The organism is Sporosarcina sp. P19 (assembly GCF_002743165.1).
Classification (GTDB): Bacteria; Bacillota; Bacilli; order Bacillales_A; family Planococcaceae; genus Sporosarcina; species Sporosarcina ureae.
Window position 1 is genome coordinate 84,270 of record NZ_PDYR01000007.1, and the last position, 23,049, is coordinate 107,318.

Genomic DNA, 23,049 nt, shown 5'->3' on the forward strand with positions numbered 1-23,049 from the left:
GACTGTAAATGATATGCTATGTACATTCTAACATTGAGTTGATTTTTTCACATCACGAGAGGAGAAAAATATGCAAACTTTACAACAACAATGGTTTGGGAATGTACGTGCGGATATATTGGCAGGTATAGTCGTCGGACTCGCGCTCATTCCGGAAGCATTGGCTTTTGCGTTTATCGTCGGGGTGGATCCGCGTGTAGCGCTATATGCATCATTTACTATTGCCGTTATTACTGCATTTGTTGGGGGTCGACCCGGATTGATATCGGCTGCTACGGGTGCCATGGCACTAGTGCTTGTTAGTTTAATGGCAGATCATGGCCTAGAGTATGTACTGGCAGCGACTATCTTAACGGGTATTATTCAATTAATTTTAGGCTCACTAGGAGTGGCGAATTTAATGCGCTTCATACCGAATTCAGTCATGCTAGGATTCGTAAATGCTCTCGGAATCATGATTTTCATTACACAACTACCGTATTTAGTCGGTTCGGGTACGATGACGTATGTATTCGCGATCGCTACATTAATTTTGGTATATGCGGTGCCGCGTTTCTTCACCGCGATACCAGCTCCGCTGATTGCGATTGTTGTTATGACGACAATTGCGCTGTTCAGTGGAGTGAAATTGCAGTCAATTGGTGATTTGGGGACAATGCCGAGTTCATTGCCAACATTCTTCTTCCCTGATATCCCACTGAATTTTGAAACACTGAAAATTATTTTACCGTATTCATTGGCCCTTTCTATTGTAGGATTACTTGAATCGCTACTGACTTCACAAGTGCTCGATGATATGACAGATACACCGAGTAATAAAAATCGTGAAGCACGCGGACAAGGTATTGCCAACTTCATCACTGGATTTTTCGGTGGAATGGCGGGGTGTGCGCTACTCGGTCAATCGGTGATCAATATCAAATCAGGTGGTAGAGGACGGCTATCTACATTGACTGCTGGAGCATTTTTAATGTTTTTGATTATTGTATTAGGGGACTTGGTCGTTAAAATTCCGATGCCTGTTCTTGCGGGTGTCATGGTTATGGTGGCGGCAACGACTTTCAACTGGGGAACGTTTAAATTTCTTCGATCTGCACCACGTTCAGAATCGATTGTTATGCTGATTACTGTAGTAATTATTTTATACACGCATAACTTAGCGATAGGCGTAGTGATCGGAGTTATCCTTAGTGCATTATTCTTCGTTGCGAAGATATCACGTGTCTCGGTAACGAATGAAAAGGGTATATATAAAATACAAGGTCCTTTATTTTTTGCTTCTACGACGAAGTTTATTCAGGCATTTGATGATATAAATGACAAACAAATTATCATTGATTTTGAAAACAGTCAGCTGTGGGATGAATCGGCAGTAGGTGCGATTTTAAAAGTGATAACTAAGCTCGAAAGTAAAGGGATTGCGGTCACGATTCGTGGGTTAAATTCATCAAGTGAACAATTATATGAAAAACTATTGTGAGGGAGTGAACGATATGAAAATTGCTGTAGCGATTGATGGTTCTGAAAATGCGATGCGTGCCGCAAGACATGCGATTATGCTAGCGGAATATTTGCCTAAAGTTACGTTAGAGATTATTTATGTTCAGGATCTTAACAAAGCGAAGGATGAAAGACTGTTAGCACAAAGTCCTGAAAGCCTAGCATTGAAACGCGAACAAAAGATGCATCCGATTTTAGCTCTGGCAAAGGAAGCGGCTGTGGATGCGAAAGTAATCATGCTCAGAGGGAATCCCAGCCAGGAAATAATTAACTATGTAAATGAAAAGAAAATCGACAAACTAGTCATCGGTAGCCGTGGCCTAAATTCATTTCAAGAAATGGTTTTAGGTAGCGTCAGCCATAAGGTAATGAAGCATGTAGGGTGTCCTGTGACCATAGTGAAATAAAAAGGAGATTGTCACGCTATATCAGCGTAGACAATCTCCTTTTTGCAATGATCAGAGGATACCTACTCGTAAATCACTACCAAACAATCTAAAGCAAGTAAAGACTTATAATCTAATCTGTATGAAGACACGTAAACTCTTTAAATTCCGATCGTTTAGCATACACTTCTATTTATTTATCTTTGCGTGTGATATTAGTCGTTTTCCCGAAAGCACCTTCCGTCAACTGAATGAAGCCGTCGTATATGCAATAGTTTGTGTTCCAATAGTTCATAACCCAATACGTGATGAGCATAAACAGTAAAATGCTGGGGATGATCCACCAGGTACCATGCAAATCTAAAGGAGTTGGTGAGAAATACACCAACAACCCGGTCGCAATCAGCCAAATCCAATAAGGTCTGACTAAACTAACAAATAGTGATTTACGTGGAAGTCGATTAGCTTCCCGTACTACTTCGTAATCAACAAGCTATTCTGGAATGATACTGTATGCGCGATCTGTTGGTAAGAAAGGGTTGAGTGTACTGATTTCCTCGTCATCATCTAATCCTTTTACGTTCCGTATGACACAACGTTTTAATCGGCTAGACTTTTACAGGATAAAAAACACGACGAGAAATTCTCGTCATGTTTTCATGAAAATTAGTTTACGACCTGATCTTCGAGGTTTTTCCACAGATGGTGGGCTTCTCTCGCAATATGTTCTAACAAATCAGGCGGGGCAGTCGTAACAGCGGCACATGCTTTAATCAGTTCACTTAATTCTAACTTAAAAGCTTCCAGTGCTTTTGCTTCTTTTATCACCATTTGATTGAATGTATTCAACACGGGTGAAACTTCATTACGTGGTCTACGAATGATCGTTTTCAAAGCTTGAGCCTGTAACAGTAGGTTTTCAAACTTCCTTGTCATTGCGCGAACTTGATCATGTAATTCATAGTTAGAAGCATCTACGTAATGACTGATGAATAAGAGGTGGTCGAGCATTTGACGAAGCCAGAAGTTGTTCTCATGCAATGTCGCGTCAGCTGGCGTGATGTAAGAATTCGTTTCAATTAATTTAAACACACGCTCTGCTTCTTCCGCTTCACGAATCATGTGATCAAGAAGAGAAGTAGGAGTAGAAATGATGACGTCGCAATGTAATGCCCGATCCATTGTATGCATTAGTAGATCAGCGAACTCTTTTGTAGAGCTCTTTGCCTCATCGATTATTAATCCAATATCGCCAGTTTTGGATTCAGTCTTTTTAAAGATCTTCCCCATACGGTCGACCATTTGTTGATTAGCGCGTGCTAATTCCAACTCATGGTGACTGATTTCTCGATCGAAAAACTCCCCATGTTCGAAGTTATTGCGCACCCAAAAATCGATAATCCCATACGTATCACGTTCATAATTATCTGTATAACCAGTCATACATACATACCCCCCTAATTTACCTATCTGATATCTTTACCATCCTATTCATTCCTAGTGTTCTTTATGTATAGATAGGGTATTGAAGTAGAAAGCCATCTATTTCTTGGGAAAGTGTATATACTGAAGAAAGAGGTGTTGTAAAATGAAAATCGGCATAATTGGAACTGGCAATATTGCGCAGTATCTATTAGAAAGTATCAATAGGAACGGTAAAGTGGACGCTGAAATTGTCTCGATATTCGGACGTAACCAAGAGGTGGGGCCAAAGCTAGAATCACAGTATAGCGCAAAGTTCTATACAAACTTTGAGGAATTCATTCAATCACCTATGGATGTAGTCGTGGAAGCTGCAACGATTGGAGTTGCAATGGAGCATATGGAAGAAGTGCTGGACAATAAGAAAGACCTGATAGTGAGTAGTATAGGGGCATTCAAAGATATGGAGTATTTAAATGAAATGAAAGAAGTGGCGCGGAAGAATCAGCAACATATATATCTACCTTCAGGAGCAATTGGTGGACTGGATCTTCTGCAATCTGCAAATTCTCTTGGTGGATTACAGGAAGTACGCATTACGACTAGGAAGTCCTACCAATCACTGGGACTTGATGTGAAGCATGTAGAAGAATGCATTTTTGATGGTATGGCAATAGATGCCATTGAAAAATTCCCTAAAAACGTCAATGTTGCATTACTACTATCAATTGCAGGACTGGGCGCAGATAAAACGGCAGTACGCGTTATAGCAGATCCGAATATTCAACGAAACACACATACTATTAAAGCAAAAGGTGATTTCGGCAAAATGAATTTACTAATCGAAAATGAGCCAATGCCAAACAACCCTAAAACAAGCTATCTTGCAGCATTGAGTATAGTATCTACTTTGCAAAACAGAGGAAATGCGATTACCGTAGGAAGTTGACTAAAGAGAGGGTGTTTTATATGTTTGAAGACAAAAAGAAGAAACAGAGACCCGATTCTATGTGAAATACAACAGATGACATCCTGTCACTTGGAAGAATTACGGTTTTAGTTGATTGGAATACGGGCGTAAACTATCTCCATTTGGGGGGCAGGAAGTGGGATTACTGCTTTACTAGATCAGAACGAAGATGAAGTAGTAGACCCGCTATAGTATTAAGATTCCTACAAAGAAAAGGCTGCCCATCATGGGTAGCTTTTTTATTATGACTGTATTTAACTAATCGAGATACCGGAATCATTGCCTTTTTTCCATGATTAGCGGTTGTCTCGAAGTACGTTAGCTGGTATTTAATCTTTGCATAGTATTATGAAAACATATTGATAAAAGTACTAATGAGATGAGTGAATAAGGAGTAAAAGGGGTAAGAGAAGTAAATAGGTTACTGTAAATAATTACTAATCGCAGAACTCTAACTATATGTGAAAAGTTAGACAAAAATATAAAATGAATTATTGCATGATCAATGAAAGAATTACGGTGTAGGCGGTTAAAAACCTCATATTACAGTCACACTGTTACATAAAGAGAACAATGATTCGTTATTATGATTTGAGGGGATGTCTATTATGGATATGAATATAAAGAAGTTACATGAAATAAAAAAAGCACTAAACGCAAAATTTTTTGAACGTGAAAACGAAGTAGAGGGAATTTTAGTAGCTCTCCTTTCCAAACAGCATATGTTAATGATCGGGCCAGCTGGGACAGCGAAATCAGCATTATCAGTAGAGTTAGCAAAGATTGTGAATGGAACGTCCTATTTTCAATGGTTACTGACAAGATTCAGTACCCCGGAAGAGGTATTCGGACCGCTGTCGCTAAAAGACTTAGAAGAAGGTATATATAAGCGCAATACTGCTGCTAAAATGCCGGAAGCACATTTGGTGTTTTTGGATGAAATTTTTAAAGCAAACTCTGCAATATTAAACAGTCTATTGACTTTAATTAACGAGAGACTATTTTATAATGATGGACAACCGATTGAAGCACCATTAATGTCGGTCATTGGCGCTTCCAACGAATATCCAGAGGATGGCGAGGGACTTGAAGCTTTATTTGACCGTTTCCTATTACGTTTCGAAATCAATTTCATCGCGGATGAATCTAACTTTGTATCGATGATGAAAGATGAAGGCGAACATGTCGAAATTCCGACGATGCATTTGGACGACCTAGTGCAACTTCAAAAGATGACTAACAAGGTGCATATTCCAGATGAAGTATATGAGACATTGTCTACGATTCGAAGAGAACTTCAAGACGAAGGAATTCAGCCGTCTGATCGCCGATTCAAACAGTCTTTGAGTATCTTACAAGCGAGAGCTTTGATCCATCAAAGAGAATCTATACAGACAGATGATATGGTGATTCTTGAGAATGCACTCTGGGAGACTTTGGATCAAAAAGAGACTGTTTGCACTATCGTTCGTAGACATTCACAAGATGGATTAGCACAAAGGCTTTCAGCCATTGAAAATGAAGCGAATGAAATCTATGATTCCGCAGTACGTGATCATTCAACTGAAGCGGGTATGGAAGCAATCAAGAAAATTTCTGCTTTATCAACGGAATTAAATGAGTTGAAAGAGCAAAATACAAGCCGTGCGACTGAAGTTGATCATTTACAAAAACAAATTACTTCCTTAAAAAACGAAGTGGAAAGTAGTCGTATGGATGCTGCTTATTATGGTGAAACGAATGGAAAGAATGATGAAAATGGCGAGCAATATGGAGTCTTCTTTAGAATGTAAAAGGAGTGATATTCTATGAAAAGAAGTAAAATAATTAGAGATCATCGCTCCGTACTGAATACAGATGCATTTGATAAAAGACGTTTTAAAGAACTGTTCGAGATGTCAGATGGTTTGCAAAAGGTCAGGGAAGAAGGACAATTACCTACTACAGAAGCATTGCTTGGTGATGTTTGGGCATCACTGTATAAAATGAAACCACGGATTTTACTAGAGGGAATGGATCCAGCACTGAAACCGAATAAGACCATTATAGAAAAGCTGATGAAAGATGAACATTTTGAAGAATATAGAAACTTTACTCGATTGGACGATCTGGCCGCGACTGTCTGTACCGTGAAATTGGTTGAAATGATCAATCTATGGCTAGCGGAATCAAAAGCTATGGATGAAGACTTACTGAAGAAAATGGAAGCTGTAGAAGCGCTACAAGATGACGTGCCGATTGACCATGTGGATGAACAACAGGACGAAATAGAAGATGGACCTATCCAAGAATTAGCTGATGCTACGGATAAGTTAAATGATCGACTCGAATTTACACTTGAAACGAATGGCGAACGATTTTTGCAAGCGATCGATGAAGCGGTAGAAGAGTCGATCAAAGTGAAAGACAGCCTGATCTCCCTGATGGGTGGGAGCAGTGCAGGTAAAGGAGATGCAGAGTTAAAGAAAGTGCCGTTGCGTGAACAACTTGCAGTGGCGGATCAAGTAGCGATGGATCCCAAAATGCAGGAAATTGCAGAGTGGGCTGGTCGTTTTCAAGAAGTAGCACGTGAAAAACAGAAGACCAACTATGTGGAGGCGATCGAGAGGCGTGGAGTAACCATTGGGAATGAGATGGAACGTCTCTTGCCGATGGAATTAGGACTCTATGCAAATGACACGACGAAAAAAGATTTCTTGCGCCGCTTTGCGGAAGGAAACACGATGCAGTTTGAACAGAAGAAGCGAGAGAATCTTGGCAAAGGTCCAATTATTTTTTGTCTTGATCAATCGGGAAGTATGAAATTGCTTGATAATCAGTCAAAAGGATTCATCCTGGCGCTTCTATCAATCGCCAAGAAACAACGCCGCGATCTATGCGTTCTATTATTTTCCACGACCATTCAAAAAGAGGTATTTCTTAAAGGCAAGATCACTTCAAATGAACTTGCACGACTTGCTAGAACATATTTGGGTGGGGGAACAGACTTTACACTGTCACTGCAAGGAGCCCTTGAAGTAATAGAAGACAGTACTTTCAAACATGCAGATGTCATTTTTGTTAGTGATGGAGAAGATGAAATGAGCGAGAGTTTCCTAACAGAATTCAATGAGAAGAAAAAACAAAAAGAGTTTAATGTACTCACCCTAGCAATAGGGAAAGATACGGCCGTCGCAGAATCATTCTCAGACCGTGTACTTCATGTAACCAACTTTGATGACGAAGGAAGCTTTATCGCTTTTGAAATTTAATAGATGCATTACCTTAAACCCTTCATATGCGAAGGGTCTTTTTTGTTTATCATAATATGATGTTTTCTGGGTATTCTAATCAAAACATACAAGCTAGTTGAGGTGATTGGAATGCTAATTGAAAGATCGTCTTCTTGGAAAGAAGGGTTTATTCAACGACTTGAAAACCATGAACCATGGAATAATTCGGTGCTGTATAACTTGAGCTATACCATCGCAAAAAATAATTTAATAACGAATTTCACTGGATTGCAGTCACTTGCTTACTTACCAAACATAAAACCGTTACCCCATCAGATAGAAGCGGCTGAACGAGTGATTGAACAGATGAATGGTAAAGCGATTTTAGCGGATGAAGTAGGGCTCGGTAAGACCATTGAAGCAGGTCTGATCATTAAAGAATACTTGCTGCGAGGGCTTGTGAAAAAAGTGCTAATTTTAGTACCAGCTTCTCTCGTTAATCAATGGGTGGAAGAGTTGTATACAAAATTCCATATCCCTGCGCTGCTGTACAAAAAGAATTATGAGCTTGACTATGTCGATGTAGTAGTCATGAGTATGGACACAGCCAAACGCAGTCCGCATAAAGAGAAAATCTATGCTCAAGACTATGATTTGATTATTGTAGATGAAGCGCATAAGTTGAAAAACCATCAGACAATTAGTTATGAATTTGTACAAAGTTTGAAGAAGAAATTCTGTTTATTACTTACAGCCACGCCGATTCAAAATGATACGTTTGAATTGTTTTATTTAGTGACGTTACTTAAACAAGGTCATTTAGGAAACTATGATGAATTTTCTTCAGTGTTTTCCGCTAAAAATCGTGATGAAGAACGTGATAGTTATTTAAAAGAACTAGTCAGCCAAGTTATGGTACGAAACAGGCGACAGGACACGGGTGTGGAATGGTCCACACGGAAAGTTCATACAATTCCTATCACTTTCACGGACCATGAAAGACAAGTATACACAGCTATATCCAATCTAAAACATATATCTTCGGTATTTTCAGGTGCATTTTCCACGATGACTTTACAAAGGGAAATGTGCAGCAGCCCCGAGGCAACAATCGGTACATTGAGGAATTTATTGCCAGAATGTAAGCGAGTTGAAGAAATTACACATGTGGAAGAAGTCATTGGACAACTAGAGAAATTATCAATTCATTCAAAAGCAAAAAAGGCCACGGAACTGATCATACAAGCGAATGAAAAAGTAATTATTTTTACTGAGTATCGGATGACACAGTTGTATCTAAGTGATTATCTGTATGCGAATGGCATATCGAATGTCATTTTCAATGGAAAGCTAAGCAAAAGTAGCCGTGAATGGATTAAGCATTTGTTTAAGCAACAAGCACAAGTGCTGATCGCAACAGAATCTGGAGCAGAGGGAATTAACTTGCAATTTTGCCATCACGTCATCAATTACGACCTCCCTTGGAATCCAATGAAATTGGAACAGCGGATTGGACGTGTTCATCGGTTGGGACAAGAACACGACGTACAGATTTATAATCTTGCCGTGAAAGAAACGATTGATGATCATGTGATGAAAGTGCTGCAAGGAAAGATTGAGACATTTGAACAAGTAGTAGGCGAACTAGATGATATTTTGGAAATGAAAGAACGGTCTGTGTGAAGGAGGAGAATTTATGCATTCGACAGAGATCCATACGTACCTTCACAGATTCTTCAAGGAGAATGACTGTGAAATACTTCATGGAAATGAACATTATCTAACCGTGCAACTAACCATCGATATGGATAAAAGAATCATGAACCGCCCTTTTTATTGGAGGTATATAGAGAGCGTCAATGAGATACCGAATCCGGCACAGTTAACGCTAATTACAGATATGCAGCAGTTGCATAATGGGATGAGAGGGGAAGTAATCCACCTTGGGTCACCGCGTCTGCATCAATTATTTCAAGTAACGAAAGAAATGGGACAGTTTGTGAAAATGTATGAGCGTATAGTGGGTACTAACAACCAAGTGGTTCTGACTCCATGGGTTGGTGTAAATTATAAAGTGTCATTCACCAGTCATCAAACGAAGGAGATGTTGTATTCAGTAGGTATCAATTTGATGACGGGGGCAGTCGTCAAAGAGTTCCAGGAAACTATTAGTATGCTGGATTTATCGGACCAATCGTCTGAACAGGTATTTCATTTACCTTATATCATCACACCTGTCCGCGCGCTTGATCGATTAGATGCTGTGATCACACAAGTAATTGAAGGTGAAGATCTAACGTGGGTGGAGGAAGCAGAAAAGAGATGGAGGAAAGACCAGGCGGTACTAGATTATTTCTATGAAGGACAAGAACCTAAACCTGAGTGTTATGAGATGGAGAAGCAGGCAATGGAAGAACGTTTTAAGCCACGGATTTCAGTGGATGTTGTAAATGGTGGCTTATTTTATTTGAAATAGAAATCAAAATAGCGCGCAAGTGAATCTGCTTTCACTTGCGCGCTGTTTTGATTCTGACTGTTTATAGGATAAACTAATAGCAACGAAGAAAAGTGTGGTGAGTTCATTGTTTACAATTATGCTAATCGAAGATGATCAAACATTATTTGAGGAAATAAAAGAACGGTTAACGCAATGGTCTTACTCAGTGGCGGGGATCGGAGATTTTGGAAATGTACTGCAAGAATTCACCGAAATCAAACCTGATCTTGTAATTATAGATATTCAATTACCAAAGTTCGATGGATTCCATTGGTGTCGGATGATTCGAACACATTCGAATGTCCCAATTATTTTTCTGTCTTCGCGGGATCATCCGACTGACATGGTGATGTCGATGCAACTCGGAGCCGATGATTTCGTTCAAAAGCCGTTTCACTTTGACGTATTGATCGCAAAGATTCAAGCGGTTTTACGCCGTGTGTATAACTATAGTATCGATCAGACTTTGGAAATGAAAACGTGGTGTGAAGCCGCTGTAGATTTTGTCAAAGGTACGCTTACCAATGAGAACGGGACTATTGAGTTGACGAAAAACGAAATTTACATCTTAAAAGTATTAATAGAGAGAAAGAATGAAATTGTATCAAGAGAAGAAATCATCACAAGCCTTTGGGATGATGAACGATTTGTCAGCGATAATACGCTGACGGTCAATGTCAACCGTTTACGTAAACGGATCGCAGAGATCGGTTTGGTAGATGTAATCGAAACAAAAGTGGGGCAAGGGTATATGGCGAAGGAAAAGCAATTATGATACGAATATTTCTAAAAGAACGTGTGAGTTGGGTACTGTTCTTCATCTTCTTGCAACTACTCGTTCTAGCAATGGGTTACTTGGACACGAGTATTCCATTCTTGTCTACTGTCTATATAACATTCATATCCTGTTTGTCTTTCGTTATATTTATTGTTATGCGTTATGGAAAAGAAACGAGATTTTATAAATGCTTAGAAACAGTAGAACCGTCATTTGATCTTACTGCAATACCTGAAGCTACCAGTCCTTTCGAAGCCATTTCTTCGGAAAGAATTTCCGGACAAATACACGTGTTTAAAAAACGATTGGATGAATTGCAAATCAGTTTAGAGCAAGAGAAAGATGACATGTTGAATTGGATACATGAAGTGAAAACACCACTGACAACGCTGCAATTAATGATCGAACGAACGGAAGATCCTGTGCTTCGATCACAGTTGATGTTCGAGTGGCTTCGCATCCATTTGTTACTCGACCAGCAACTACATCAAAAGCGTATCCCATTTATCCAGAATGATTTATATATTGAAAAGGTCGATGTACAAAAGTTGTTATTTCAGGAGATAAAATCGTTAAAGCAATGGTGTATGCAAAAGCGGATTGGTTTTAATGTATCATTGGAAGCAGAAAAAGTATTGACCGATGCAAAATGGCTTGGCTTCATTCTAAGGCAATTGCTGACGAATGCGGTGAAATACAGTGAGGATTCGGACATACGTATCCGGTGTACTAGCAAGGGTGGTATCACCACGTTATCGATCGAAGATTTTGGGCAGGGTATTGCTCTGAGGGACTTATCTCGTATATTCGATAAGGGCTTCACTGGAACAGCAAACCATCAAAATCATGCGGCTACAGGAATGGGGCTGTACTTAGCAAAACAAGTAGCAGAATCTCTCTTGATTACGATTAAAGTAGAGTCAACAGTAGGAAAAGGTACGCGGTTCTCTTTGATCTTTGCAAAAGAAAACGAAATGATACGTATAGCGCGTCTGTAAAAGCATGTGACAGTATCGTCACATGCTTTTTCTAATTGTCATATCAAAGACAGGAGAAAAATTTGAACATTGATTAAGATAGAATACACAAGGAGTGATGGATATGGTAATTTTACAAGCAACGAAAATCTATAAAATATATGGCAATAAATTTAATAAACAGGAAGTGTTACGCGCGTTGGACCTTGAAGTACAAAAAGGTGAATTCGTCAGCATCATGGGGGCATCGGGATCGGGCAAAACAACTCTCCTGAACGTCCTTTCATCCATTGATCGCGTTAGCCAGGGAACGATCAGCATAGAAGGGCAGAACCTCAACGATATGAAAGAAAAGCAAATGGCGGAATTCCGAAAACGTCATTTGGGCTTCATCTTTCAGGACTATAACTTACTCGATACGTTAACAGTAAAAGAAAACATACTGCTTCCACTATCGGTGCAGAAAGTATCAAGAAAACTAGCCAATGAAAAATTTCTTGCAGTGGCGGAGGAATTGGGTATTTCCGAAATTGCTACTAAATATCCAAATGAAATTTCAGGTGGTCAAAAGCAAAGAACGTCTGCCGCACGAGCATTTATCCATGATCCAAGCATCATTTTTGCGGATGAACCAACTGGTGCTCTTGATTCAAGAGCGGCATCCGATTTGTTGAACAAACTAAGTGATCTCAATATGAAGAGAAATGCTTCTATCGTCATGGTTACTCATGATCCTCTCGCCGCAAGTTTTAGTGAGCGTGTAGTGTTCATCAAAGATGGACAAATCTACACGCAACTGAATAAAGGAGACCAAACGCGTAACGAATTTTTTAATGACATCATCAAAACGCAAGGTGTGTTGGGTGGTGTGCAACATGACGCTTAATCAGCTGATTTTCCGCAATATCAAGAAAAACCTTAAACATTATTATGTGTATATCTTTGCTTTGGTTTTTAGCGTGGGCTTGTACTTTTCATTTGTAACTCTGCAATTTGATCCAGCATTGGACGATGCAACAGGAGGAGTGAAAGGTGCTGCAGCTATTAAAACAGGTTCAGTTTTTCTAATTGTTATCGTGTCTGTATTCTTGCTATATGCTAACAATCTATTCATTAAACGACGCAGTAAGGAGATTGGATTATTCCAATTGATCGGGATGACGAAAGGAACCGTTTTCCGTATTTTAAGTGTAGAGAATTTCGTGTTATATATCGGCTCTCTCGTTATAGGGATACTCTTAGGATTTTCCATGTCACGATTACTCATGCTCATTCTATTTAAGGTCACTGGTGTAACGGATGTTGCAACTTTACGTTTCTCTTCAGCAGCATTACTTCAAACGCTGATCGTATTTGCAGTAATCTTTGTATTGATTTTGATCATGAATGCGCTATTCATTAAACGACAAAGTATATTATCTTTGTTCCGTGTAACCACCGTAACGCAACAGCGGGTCAAAAAGATGACAGTATTCCAGGCGGTTGTCGGTGTGTTCGGTATTCTACTCATTGTATTCGGCTATTATTTATCATCTCGATTATTCAGTAGTGTGTTCCTAGGCGAACAGCTATTTCTGGTGATGATCATCATACTAGCTTCTGTCGTCATGGGAACGTATTTGTTCTATAAAGGCTCCGTTAGCTTTATCTTTAACCTGATTCGTAAACGTAAAGGAGGATATCTGAACGTTAACGATGTGCTGTCTCTCTCTTCAATTATGTTTCGAATGAAATCGAATTCTCTTCTATTAATGATTATTACATCGGTATCTGCGCTATCCATTGCATTACTTTCTTTAAGTTATATTTCGTATTACTCAGTAGAGAAGTCAGTAGAGCGAACTATTCCGGCCGACTTTACTATTCCTGATACTACGCGTGCAATGGAATTTACACAGGCGCTTGAAAGTGAAAGCATTGCCTATACAGAGACAGCTATCGATCTATTGAATACACCTGTTGATTTATCGAGAGTACTATCTATTGCCGGTGGGGATAGTCAAGATATAAGTTATACCGATACAGAAATGATCGTTATTAGTGATAAAGGATTACCGGAGATAGACGTAGCAGAAAAGGAAGTGCTCTTCGTCAACTCTGATAATTTAACGGAAAACTTCATGAAATTCAAAGAAGATCAGCAAGTCGTTTTCCAAGGCAAAGAGCATGAGTATGATCTAACACTGGAAGGGACAGAAAGGGTAGTTGTTTTGCCCATACGTGTAACCTATGGTTTTGTAGTCGCGGTAGTGGATGATCAAGTGTTCCAGCAGATGAATGTAGATATAGATCCTTCCGTAGAATCCGAATTTACGGAATATCATGGAGTGGATATCGAGAATGAGAATGATCTAGAAAAAGCGAATGATATATTTAATGTGTTGGGAATAAACGACTGGGCAGGACATGAATCGAAGTTTGAGGAAAGAACGAAACAAATGCAAGGTGCAGGCATGATCATGTTCATCGTGGGATTCCTCGGCCTCGCTTTCCTTGTCACTTCTGGCTGTATCTTATACTTTAAACAAATGGACGAAAGTGAAGATGAAAAATCGAACTACACTATTCTTCGTAAACTGGGCTATACACAAACAGATTTGCTAAAAGGGGTTCAACGAAAGCAGTTATTTAATTTCGGTATTCCGTTAGTCGTCGGTCTCTTCCACAGCTATTTCGCGGTGAAATCCGGCTGGTTCTTATTCGGTACTGAAATGCTGGCGCCCACGATTATTGTGATGTTCATATACACAGCGCTTTATTCTATATTTGGCTTGCTTTCCGTATTGAATTATAAGCGTGTGATTAAAGATTCTTTATAACATAGTAACACCCCTGACACATTAAGGTCAGGGGTGTTTTATTACGAATTAGTTACTACCTACTAATTCAGCAACTACGATTTGATATGCTTTATCTAAATTAGCTAGTTGTTTGCTTTTTTCTGCAGAGTCATTTGAAGTGTCTTCAGCAATTTGTTTCTTTACATTTTCCACTAGTATAGGAAGGGGAGTAGAGTGAGTGCTCACTCGATCCGACATCAATGTGTCCTTTAATAAGTTTGTAAAATCATCAATTGTTTGATTGTGCATAATTCATTCTCCTCATCGTGTTTGTATGGATTCGTTGACATAAAAAACATCCTTCCGGTAAATACCTGGAAGAATGTTAAGTGGGAAGCCGTGACGAATTAAACGGTTCGGCAGGAAATACACATATGCTGGATCGATAGAAACTATATCGAAGCCACCTAATGAATGTCCTGATTCCGTTTTTTCGTACGTCGGCTTGTGTGTAATTTTTCATAAGCCGCACTTGACACCTCCTATCCGCGTAGGGTATTGGTGTGTACTGATCTAGGCAGGTCTCCTGGCTCGTCTTCAACGTATAATTCACCTTCCCATTTCCCTCACGGTGAAACAGTGGTAACGAATTATACTCCAACTCACAGTTGCGGGACAGCATCGGCTTTTCACCGATTTCCCTTTTAAGCGTTTAAGAAAAATAAACGCACCTATCTCTAACACGATATTCAGTTGCTCTTTCAGTATAGCACTCTTATTGATGAAAGGAACAAAAATAGTGCAACATTCTCTACTACAACACGTACTCACACTAATTCTATGGAACGCGCTGCTTAGAACAATGATTTATGTTTCTGTACTGTTCTATAGACCAACGCCTAGCCGATTAACGAATGTCGAGTAGCGTTCCTTTGATATAAATACACGCCAATAAATACGACAAGCTCAGAAGCGGGAATGGATAACCAAATACCATTCAATCCGAAGATGCGTGGCAAGATCATCAAGAAAATCAACATGACGATGATTTCACGTGAAGCGGTGATCCAAGTGGCCATCCGTACATTGCCGACAGATTGATAATAAGTCATCATGACAAAATTCGTACCTGTGAACAAATAGGCAAAGAAGAATAGATTAATTCCAGTAGTAGCCAAATCCCTGACGGCTTGTGTGAAGTCTCCGAAAATAGACACGATAGGGCCTGCTGCAAACTGTCCGACAAGGAAGAACACAGCACCCGCGATGACCACTGTGAGAGTGGCCTTTTTAACGGTTTCCTTCATCCTTATACGGTTACCAGAGCCTTGATAATAACTGATCAGCGGCTGAATGGCACCACCCATCCCGAGGAATAGCATAAGCATGACACTGTGCACATAGTTTAAAATAGAGAATGCCGCAACACCTTCTGTACCGGCCATCCGTTCGAACGCAATATTATGTGTAATGGTAAAGAAGGAAATTCCCAACTCGGAAAGGAAGCTCGGAAATCCGATGAAAAGAATGGCTAGGAACAGCTTTTTATTGAACTTTAAGCGAATCAATTTTAAGTTATTGTTTTTCTTAAAGAAGTGGGCGAGTAGTACTAACATGCCCATAAAGGATGCAATAATTGTAGCGGTTGCAGCACCGGCAACACCGTAATCCAAAATGAATAAGAACACATAATTCAAGATGATGTTGACGACCGACGTCACAATTAACCCAGCCATCGAAAGGTTCGGTGCACCATCGTTACGTACGAAAATACTAAATGTGTTTTCTATAGTAAAGATAAAGCCAAACAGTAATATCACAAATAAATATTGCGATACATATGGAAATGTAGTGGTATTCGCTCCAAGTGCGTATGCTAGCGAATCCCTAAAAATAAAGGCGGTTAAGCCTAATATAATGGTGAATAAGAAAATGGAAATGATTGCATGTGTGAAAATCGAACGAGCTTTAAGCACATCTTTAGCACCCATTGCCATCGAGTATTTTGTGGCGGCACCTATACCAATCCATAAGGAAATAGCAAAAAATATGGTATAAACGGGAGCCGAAATTCCGACTCCCGCCAATGCTTCTGCACCCAATCGATTACCGACCATGATACCATCCGCCACAATATTGATTGCCATCAGCAACATACCGACAGTTGACGGTATTAAATAACGTAAAAAGATACGTCCTACTGGCTCAGTATCCAATTTATTGAACTTGGGTGAAGAAGAACTCATTGCACAGGGCTCCTTTGAAGATCAAGTTCCATGATGAGACAAGGGAATTCACCTACATCATCAATTTTACCATTTAACTTAAAACCGAATTTTTCATATAAATGCTGTGCGGCTTTATTACTTGGATAAATACTTAAATATATCTTGTTGCATTGATACTTTTCTTCCATTCTCGTAAGTAGAAGTTTAAGAAATCTGCTAGCATAACCTTTGCCTTGGTGATGCTGATCTATCATAAAGCGATCAAGCCATACGTTGCCATCTGCTTCACGTCCATGCATAGCATAGCCGACTAATTCCTCTCCATCATATAATCCAATGGACTTCCATTCTGGTTCGAATTGAGATTGTGCTAGTGAAAATGAATTGCTTTCAATAAAGTTCTTTTGGTTTTCGTGTACGGATAAATAGGCAACATCCTGCCAATTTTCATTCGTTACCTCACATGCGTGGAGGCTCATAATTCCATCTCGCTTTCATTTTTTTGTAAAACAGTAAAACTTCTTTTGTTTTATTAGTTTATTTAGTCATCACTTTTCTTAATAAATCCGAACAACAGGATATCAACAATGGAATCCAATGCTTCGGTTACCGTCATACGATTTTCGTAGAAAAACTTTCGATCAAGTGTAGAGTTGGTTGCATCTATAATCAACTTCATAAGTAACTCTACGTTTTGATCTGCAATGATCCCTTCATGAATTCCTTGTTCAATTAATTCACGAAGTTCATCCCATTCATGAAGTGCAGCGTGTACTCGCTCCCATTGTTGGGGATGTGTTTTTCTCATTTGATCAAGTATTTGCCAGTTATAAAAGTCATTGTATTTCGGTATGACCGTAATGACTTTCTTAATCTTATCGACAAGATGTAGTTCATCGTCTTTCATAATGATATCGGTTTTTTCGTCGAACTCCTGTAATGTCGAGTCGATCATCGCATCTAAAATTTCCGTTTTCGAAGAAAAGTGTTCGTATAATGTCCGTTTGCTGATACCTAGTCTTTTGGCTAGATCATCCATCGTAAACTTCATACTTTTTTCATGAACTTCTTCGAGGAAAGCTTTCATAATACGTGCTTTCATTTATCGTACCCCTATCCGTATATACCGAATGAAAACTAAAAAAACATATACAGTTTTCATCGTTCTTATCTAGTATAAGTACTTTTAATATAAAAAGCAAAGACCGCTGCTTAAAAACAATATTATTTAATTAGATAGGCTTATAAACTCCTTATACAGGGTAGTTTTACTGTACACGTACGAGAGAGGGTGGGGGTTGTATGGGAGAAGGGAAATTGGTTGTAGCCGTTGCGGGTGCTAGTGGATATATAGGCAATAATCTATTGAAAAAGCTAAAAGGAAAAGCAAAAGTTATTGGTCTGTCACGAAATGGAGATCGGCGGGAGAATACGGAAGACGTTGAGTGGCGGTCTTGTGATCTGTTTTCTATGAAAGATGCTGAGAAGAGCTTGGCTGGTGCGGACATTGCGGTGTATCTCGTTCATTCTATGCTAAAATCAGCGAAATTATCTCAAGGTGCCTTTGAAGATATGGATGTCATTTTAGCGGATAACTTTGCGCAGGCAGCTAAAAAACAAGGAATTAAACAAATTGTCTATTTGGGCGGAATTAGCCCCGATGAAGATGAATAAGATTTATCTCGCCATTTGAAAAGCCGTTTAGAAGTAGAACGGATTTTACGCTCATATAACGTTCCTGTTACCGCATTACGTGCAGGGCTAATTGTCGGTCCAAAAGGTTCTTCTTTCCCAATTTTATCGAAGCTAGTTAGAAGACTTCCAGTAATGATTTTACCTAAGTGGACACGCTCCAATACACAGCCTGTAGCACTGGATGATGTGATGAAATCATTAAGCTCATTACTATTGGACTTTGAACCCGCGCAACGATCTATCGATATAGGCGGCCCCGAAGTCATGACGTATAAGTCGATGATGGTGAAGACTGCTGAAGTAGCGGGAACGCGATCAAAAATGTTAGATGTGCCATTCTTCTCCTTAAGTCTGTCGAGGCTCTGGTTACGTTTAGTTACACAAACACCAAAAGAGATTGTGTATCCGTTAGTGGAGAGTTTGAAACATCCAATGGTCGTCCATTCCGAGCGTTACATGGAAGGGATTAGTGATGGAGAAATCCCGTTCATTCAAGCTGCAAGAGAAGCACTGGAGGCGGAATTGAAAGAAAAAGAAGTGTCAAAGAAGAAGCCAACAATGGGGCCGCTTAAGCAAGATGTTCGTTCAGTGCAAAGAATTGAATTACCTTATAACTGGACTGCGGATGAAACTGCACGTTATTACGTAAAATGGCTTTCTACGTTCTTGAATCCTTGGGTGAAAACCGACGTAAACGACCAGTTAAATTGCCGAATCGGTTTCCTCGGTAATCGGACATTGCTCGAGTTAAGTTATTCTGCAGATCGTAGTACAAAAGATCGCTCACTTTACTATATAACGGGCGGTTTATTGATGGATCCTGATTCCAATGAACGCGGCAGAATGGAGTTTAGAAAGATTCCAGGATCGAATGAAGTAATCATTGCGATTCATGACTACTTACCGTCTATACCATGGTTTGTCTATTACGTCACACAAGCCAATATACACACGTTTGTCATGTCTTGTTTCCGCCAGCATATGTATAAGTTGAGTGCTATTGAACGTGATCGATTAGGCATTGTTGTTTCTAATGTGCGATAAAGAAAAGCTCGGATCGGCAGTATTACACTGCCGATCCGAGCTTTTCTTTATCGTCTGGGATGGATGAGCCTTGCTATATACATTCAGATGGTTATTACGTAAGTCTTCGACGGTAAGAGGTTTATGCAACAATCCCGTCAATTTATGAAATATACCAATTTTTATATACTGCGTAAACTATGGAAAGCGTAGAACAAAAGCAACGGCATCTTTCGGACTGCCTGGCTCATTATGCGTTTAATGTTTCTTGCTTGGCTTCTGCAAGCTGGCCGCCTTCTTTTAAATACTTCTCTACGCCTTCAGCTGCACGATATGCCAATGCACCGATTGTTGAAGTGGGGTGATGTCCTCCGAATTGAGGGAATGCTGAACCGCCCACTACGAATAAGTTATCCATTTCCCACATTTGAAGGTAGTTATTCACTGCGGATGTTTCAGGGTCGGCCCCCATAATAATTCCGCCCGCATAGTGACCACCCGAATATATATGATCGAACTCTTCAGGCACTTCATCTTCATCGACGATATCAGCGCCCATTTCTTTCATGATTTCACTACACTTTTCAATTCCAAATTTGGCCATGTTCCGATCATGATCTGTGTAACGATTCGTAATACGTAATAGGGGATCTCCGTATTCATCTTTGTATGTTGGATCTAGATCCACGTAATTATGCCACCATGACATAACAGCAGGAGTATACCATGCTATTAGCGAGCGATTCGCATAATGGATCGATTTTTTCTTGAACTCAGGTCCCCATTTCGGCGTGCCACTTGGGACGTGGTTTGATGCAATAGCCCCATCGCCATATTGACGTAATTCGATACCGCCACCATTGATGAAATCTACATTAGAGTGGTCAAAGTTATCACCGGCAAAGTCACTCAAAGTACCACCAAGCGCACCTGCACCCATGTAGAGGTTGAACTTCTTCTTTTCAAAGAATCCTCTTGCCCCAAGGAATGTGATATTGAATTGCCCATTAAAGTTACGTCCAATGGTTCCTTTGCGTGTTGTTGGATCATATGGTATCCCAATTTTTGACAGCATCAACAAGCGATTGTTGGTGAATGAAAATGCCCCTAATACAACAACGTCTGCTGGTTGTTCATATTCAATACCTGTCCGTGTATCAGTAAACATTACACCGGTTGCTTTACCGTCTTTATGCAGTACACGACGCACTAAAGAATTGGTACGAATTTCGCAGTTTCCAGATTTGCGCGCAGTCGGAATAACTGTAGCCAATGGATCCGATTTAGCCGTGAAATCACAGCCATACATCGTACAATAAGAGCAGAACATACAAGCATTTAATTTTTCACCGTCCGGATTGGTGTAGGCTTGTGATAAGTTACCGGAAGCGACTTGGAATGGATGATAACCCATTCTCTCCGTTGTTTCTTTAAACAGTTTCACGGCAGGTGATGCTAGCATAGGAGGGTTAGGGTAATCATTTGAACGCTTGTCGCCAAGCGGATCAGGCTCACCTGAAATTCCGGCAGTTTTCTCCCATTTATCGTAATAAGGCTCCATCTCATCATACGTAATACCCCAGTCTTGGATCGTCATGCCCTCAGGAATTTTTTCCTTGCCATACCGTTCAATGGTCTTGGAACGTAATTCAAAGTCGATAGCTCTCCAGCGATATGTAGCACCTGCCCAGTGCACACTACCCCCACCTAAATCAGTCCCAGCCATCATTTCTGCTCTTGTGCGGACTGGAAGAGCGGTGTCTTCCAGTTTCACCCGTGATGTAATCGTTTCAGGTGATAGATTTTGCATCATCTCGTAACGATCTGTATAACGTAATTCATCTTTAACACCTATATAATCTTGTCGGTCCTGCTTTTTACCCCGTTCCAGCGTTACTACCTGATAGCCAGCTTTCGCTAGCTCGGCAGAAACTACACCACCTGCCCAACCACTTCCTACTACGACTACATCTACTTTTTTTAGTTTTTTCGCCATATGAGTTCCTCCTGTTATCAGTGTCCTTGGTAATTCCGTAAGCTTTCAGGTTTCATTACGATGAAGTCCTCTTTTTCGATATCTGCTGTATAGCTCATACGTGGACCAGGGAACTCCTTCATCCTCCAGCCTTCCATATTGCGGTTCCCACCATAGACCGGATCAGCATACGCACCTTCAATAGTTGTTTGTAATAGTAGATTAAAGAACGTTGTCGAAGCGACACCGTTCATCTTCGCTTTTCCATCGTCGAACATCTGCAAAATTTCATCTTGTTGCTCCGGCTCTAGCTTAGGGAAATTTGTTTCGAATTTCTCTTGTGCCGTTTTTTCTAATGCATGTACACCTTCTAGGAAGATATCTCCTCTTGTCATAGGAGTTTGATATCTGACGGCTGGTGTAGGTACTTGCGTATCGGCGTTTGGACCTGTGTCTTGGTTCATGTCTGCTTGGTTTTCATATGCATCTACGGCACCTGTCTGTAAAAACGGCCCTTTCATATATTCTTTTCCGTTCATACCCCATTCGCCGGCAAGTTGTCGATCGATAAAGTAAGGTACACCTAATTCGATAGCACCGGGGCCTAAATCGTCTTTCGGAAATATCCTTTCAGTAGCAGCGGATAGGATAAGAAAGTCCTCGCCATTACTGAAAAAAGTCCGAGCTTCGAGTAAATGGCCAACTTCTTTCCCTGAGTCTGTAGGTTCGCCTGGTTTTTGGAGCTGATTAGTCAATAAGCCACCGAATAATGATCCGCCAACTAAACCTCCAGCCAATAAGCCGGTATTCTTCATGAAATTTCTACGACTGATCCCTTTTTGTGTATCCTCAGGTTGTCTAGGTTCTGTCACTTTGTTCTCCTCCTTGTACATACGACTTTCAAATTTTACCAATGCACTACTACGTATCATATTGTGTTGAATGTGTAGAGTTTATACATAATAAAGAGTTTTTGTAGATTGAAATAATGTAGTTTATTAAATAATTGAATATTCCGAATAAACATTGTGGAATAAAAAGCCCCTGAAATTACTTAAGCGATTTCAGGGGCTTCACGTTTTTACTATTGATTTATTTTAATTAGTTTTTCTCTTCAGCATCTTGTTCCATATCTACTTCTGGCTCATCTACATCTACGTCGTCGTTTGTAGTATCATCTGCTGGCTCATCCACATCTACGTCGTCGTTAGTAGTATCATCTGCTGGTTCATTCACATCTACATCTTCATTTGGAGTAACATCTGCTGGTTGATCTACTTCAACATCGTCATTCTCATCGATAACTGGATCATCGTCTCCACAAGCGCTTAGGACACCAACAGAAAGAATTGCAGCTGCTCCCACTTTTAATAAATTATTTTTCTTTAGCTTATTTAAATCCATTATAAATATCCTCCTCTAGATGTTTGATAATCGTTCATATACTAATAATATCCCTATTTATATTTTGTAAACATATAAAACTAGAAGTGATTCTTTAGTACTGATAACAAAATTAGCGAGAGAGATAGCAAACAGTTGTAAAGGTACATAAACTATAAGAAAACTATATAACAAGAGGAGAAAACTGAAGAATGGTGTTGAA

Annotated in this window: 21 protein-coding genes and 1 riboswitch; of the genes, 13 read left to right on the forward strand and 8 right to left on the reverse strand. The window is 39.8% G+C overall.

Annotated elements, in window-relative coordinates:
• Positions 1-70: 70 nt before the first annotated feature.
• Together CSV74_RS09390 and CSV74_RS09395 are read left to right on the forward strand one after the other, a co-directional pair.
• Entirely contained in the window at positions 71-1,480 is a 1,410-nt protein-coding gene (locus CSV74_RS09390) for a SulP family inorganic anion transporter (RefSeq protein WP_099691441.1), read from the forward strand.
• A gap of 13 nt (positions 1,481-1,493) precedes the next feature.
• Complete coding sequence (locus CSV74_RS09395) at positions 1,494-1,907, forward strand: universal stress protein (protein WP_099691442.1); 414 nt, start codon at positions 1,494-1,496, stop codon at positions 1,905-1,907.
• A gap of 645 nt (positions 1,908-2,552) precedes the next feature.
• Here CSV74_RS09395 and CSV74_RS09400 read toward each other — a convergent pair.
• Complete coding sequence (locus tag CSV74_RS09400; protein WP_099691443.1) at positions 2,553-3,329, reverse strand: DUF2935 domain-containing protein; 777 nt, start codon at positions 3,327-3,329, stop codon at positions 2,553-2,555.
• A 145-nt stretch (positions 3,330-3,474) separates the two neighbouring features.
• Between CSV74_RS09400 and nadX the strand changes: the two genes are divergently transcribed.
• From nadX to CSV74_RS09445, 9 genes are all read left to right on the forward strand, one after another.
• Positions 3,475-4,257, forward strand: a complete 783-nt coding sequence (gene nadX / locus CSV74_RS09405; RefSeq protein ID WP_099691444.1) for an aspartate dehydrogenase — start codon at positions 3,475-3,477, stop codon at positions 4,255-4,257.
• Between the two features lie 629 nt (positions 4,258-4,886).
• Positions 4,887-6,071, forward strand: a complete 1,185-nt coding sequence (locus tag CSV74_RS09410) for an AAA family ATPase (RefSeq protein ID WP_099691445.1) — start codon at positions 4,887-4,889, stop codon at positions 6,069-6,071.
• A gap of 15 nt (positions 6,072-6,086) precedes the next feature.
• Positions 6,087-7,529: a vWA domain-containing protein gene (locus CSV74_RS09415; RefSeq protein ID WP_099691446.1), complete on the forward strand. Its 1,443-nt coding sequence runs from the start codon at positions 6,087-6,089 to the stop codon at positions 7,527-7,529.
• Positions 7,530-7,640: 111 nt separating this feature from the next.
• Positions 7,641-9,173: a DEAD/DEAH box helicase gene (locus CSV74_RS09420; protein WP_199170340.1), complete on the forward strand. Its 1,533-nt coding sequence runs from the start codon at positions 7,641-7,643 to the stop codon at positions 9,171-9,173.
• 13 nt (positions 9,174-9,186) lie between these two features.
• Entirely contained in the window at positions 9,187-9,966 is a 780-nt protein-coding gene (locus CSV74_RS09425; protein ID WP_099691447.1) for a YqhG family protein, read from the forward strand.
• Between the two features lie 106 nt (positions 9,967-10,072).
• Positions 10,073-10,762: a response regulator transcription factor gene (locus CSV74_RS09430; protein WP_099691497.1), complete on the forward strand. Its 690-nt coding sequence runs from the start codon at positions 10,073-10,075 to the stop codon at positions 10,760-10,762.
• A complete protein-coding gene (locus CSV74_RS09435) occupies positions 10,759-11,763 on the forward strand; it encodes a sensor histidine kinase (protein ID WP_099691448.1) in 1,005 nt (334 codons plus the stop codon). Before CSV74_RS09430 ends, CSV74_RS09435 begins: the two co-directional genes overlap by 4 nt.
• 103 nt (positions 11,764-11,866) lie before the next feature.
• Complete coding sequence (locus CSV74_RS09440) at positions 11,867-12,628, forward strand: ABC transporter ATP-binding protein (RefSeq protein WP_099691449.1); 762 nt, start codon at positions 11,867-11,869, stop codon at positions 12,626-12,628.
• Positions 12,618-14,561 (forward strand): ABC transporter permease, encoded by a 1,944-nt coding sequence (locus tag CSV74_RS09445; protein WP_099691450.1) that lies wholly within the window; start codon positions 12,618-12,620, stop codon positions 14,559-14,561. The genes CSV74_RS09440 and CSV74_RS09445 overlap by 11 nt, the downstream gene beginning before the upstream one ends.
• Positions 14,562-14,609: 48 nt before the next feature.
• On the opposite strand, the gene CSV74_RS09450 is transcribed toward CSV74_RS09445, so the two are convergent.
• The 4 genes from CSV74_RS09450 to CSV74_RS09465 all read right to left on the reverse strand — a co-directional run bounded on the left by CSV74_RS09450 (position 14,610) and on the right by CSV74_RS09465 (position 17,852).
• A complete protein-coding gene (locus CSV74_RS09450; protein ID WP_029054226.1) occupies positions 14,610-14,831 on the reverse strand; it encodes a hypothetical protein in 222 nt (73 codons plus the stop codon).
• Positions 14,832-15,081: 250 nt separating this feature from the next.
• Positions 15,082-15,272: riboswitch (cobalamin riboswitch) on the reverse strand.
• A 149-nt stretch (positions 15,273-15,421) separates the two neighbouring features.
• The gene (locus tag CSV74_RS09455; protein ID WP_099691451.1) at positions 15,422-16,768 is read right to left on the reverse strand and encodes an MATE family efflux transporter; all 1,347 of its coding nucleotides are present in this window, start codon (positions 16,766-16,768) and stop codon (positions 15,422-15,424) included.
• The gene (locus CSV74_RS09460) at positions 16,765-17,229 is read right to left on the reverse strand and encodes a GNAT family N-acetyltransferase (RefSeq protein WP_099691452.1); all 465 of its coding nucleotides are present in this window, start codon (positions 17,227-17,229) and stop codon (positions 16,765-16,767) included. Before CSV74_RS09460 ends, CSV74_RS09455 begins: the two co-directional genes overlap by 4 nt.
• Before the next feature lie 62 nt (positions 17,230-17,291).
• Complete coding sequence (locus CSV74_RS09465) at positions 17,292-17,852, reverse strand: TetR/AcrR family transcriptional regulator (protein WP_029054223.1); 561 nt, start codon at positions 17,850-17,852, stop codon at positions 17,292-17,294.
• 200 nt (positions 17,853-18,052) lie between these two features.
• Here CSV74_RS09465 and CSV74_RS16920 point away from each other — a divergent pair, with 200 nt between their 5' ends.
• Together CSV74_RS16920 and CSV74_RS09470 are read left to right on the forward strand one after the other, a co-directional pair.
• Positions 18,053-18,424: an NAD(P)H-binding protein gene (locus tag CSV74_RS16920; RefSeq protein WP_233190861.1), complete on the forward strand. Its 372-nt coding sequence runs from the start codon at positions 18,053-18,055 to the stop codon at positions 18,422-18,424.
• 15 nt (positions 18,425-18,439) lie between these two features.
• On the forward strand, positions 18,440-19,489 hold the full coding sequence (locus CSV74_RS09470) for a Rossmann-fold NAD(P)-binding domain-containing protein (protein WP_233190863.1): 1,050 nt from the start codon (positions 18,440-18,442) through the stop codon (positions 19,487-19,489).
• 229 nt (positions 19,490-19,718) lie between these two features.
• Here CSV74_RS09470 and CSV74_RS09475 read toward each other — a convergent pair whose 3' ends face one another.
• The 3 genes from CSV74_RS09475 to CSV74_RS09485 all read right to left on the reverse strand — a co-directional run bounded on the left by CSV74_RS09475 (position 19,719) and on the right by CSV74_RS09485 (position 22,847).
• Positions 19,719-21,464 (reverse strand): GMC family oxidoreductase, encoded by a 1,746-nt coding sequence (locus tag CSV74_RS09475; protein ID WP_099691453.1) that lies wholly within the window; start codon positions 21,462-21,464, stop codon positions 19,719-19,721.
• Positions 21,465-21,481: 17 nt separating this feature from the next.
• Positions 21,482-22,315 carry a gluconate 2-dehydrogenase subunit 3 family protein gene (locus CSV74_RS09480; protein WP_099691454.1) on the reverse strand — a complete coding sequence of 278 codons (834 nt, stop codon included), beginning with the start codon at positions 22,313-22,315 and terminating at the stop codon, positions 21,482-21,484.
• Positions 22,316-22,544: 229 nt separating this feature from the next.
• A complete protein-coding gene (locus CSV74_RS09485) occupies positions 22,545-22,847 on the reverse strand; it encodes a hypothetical protein (protein WP_029054219.1) in 303 nt (100 codons plus the stop codon).
• Between the last annotated feature and the right edge of the window lie 202 nt (positions 22,848-23,049).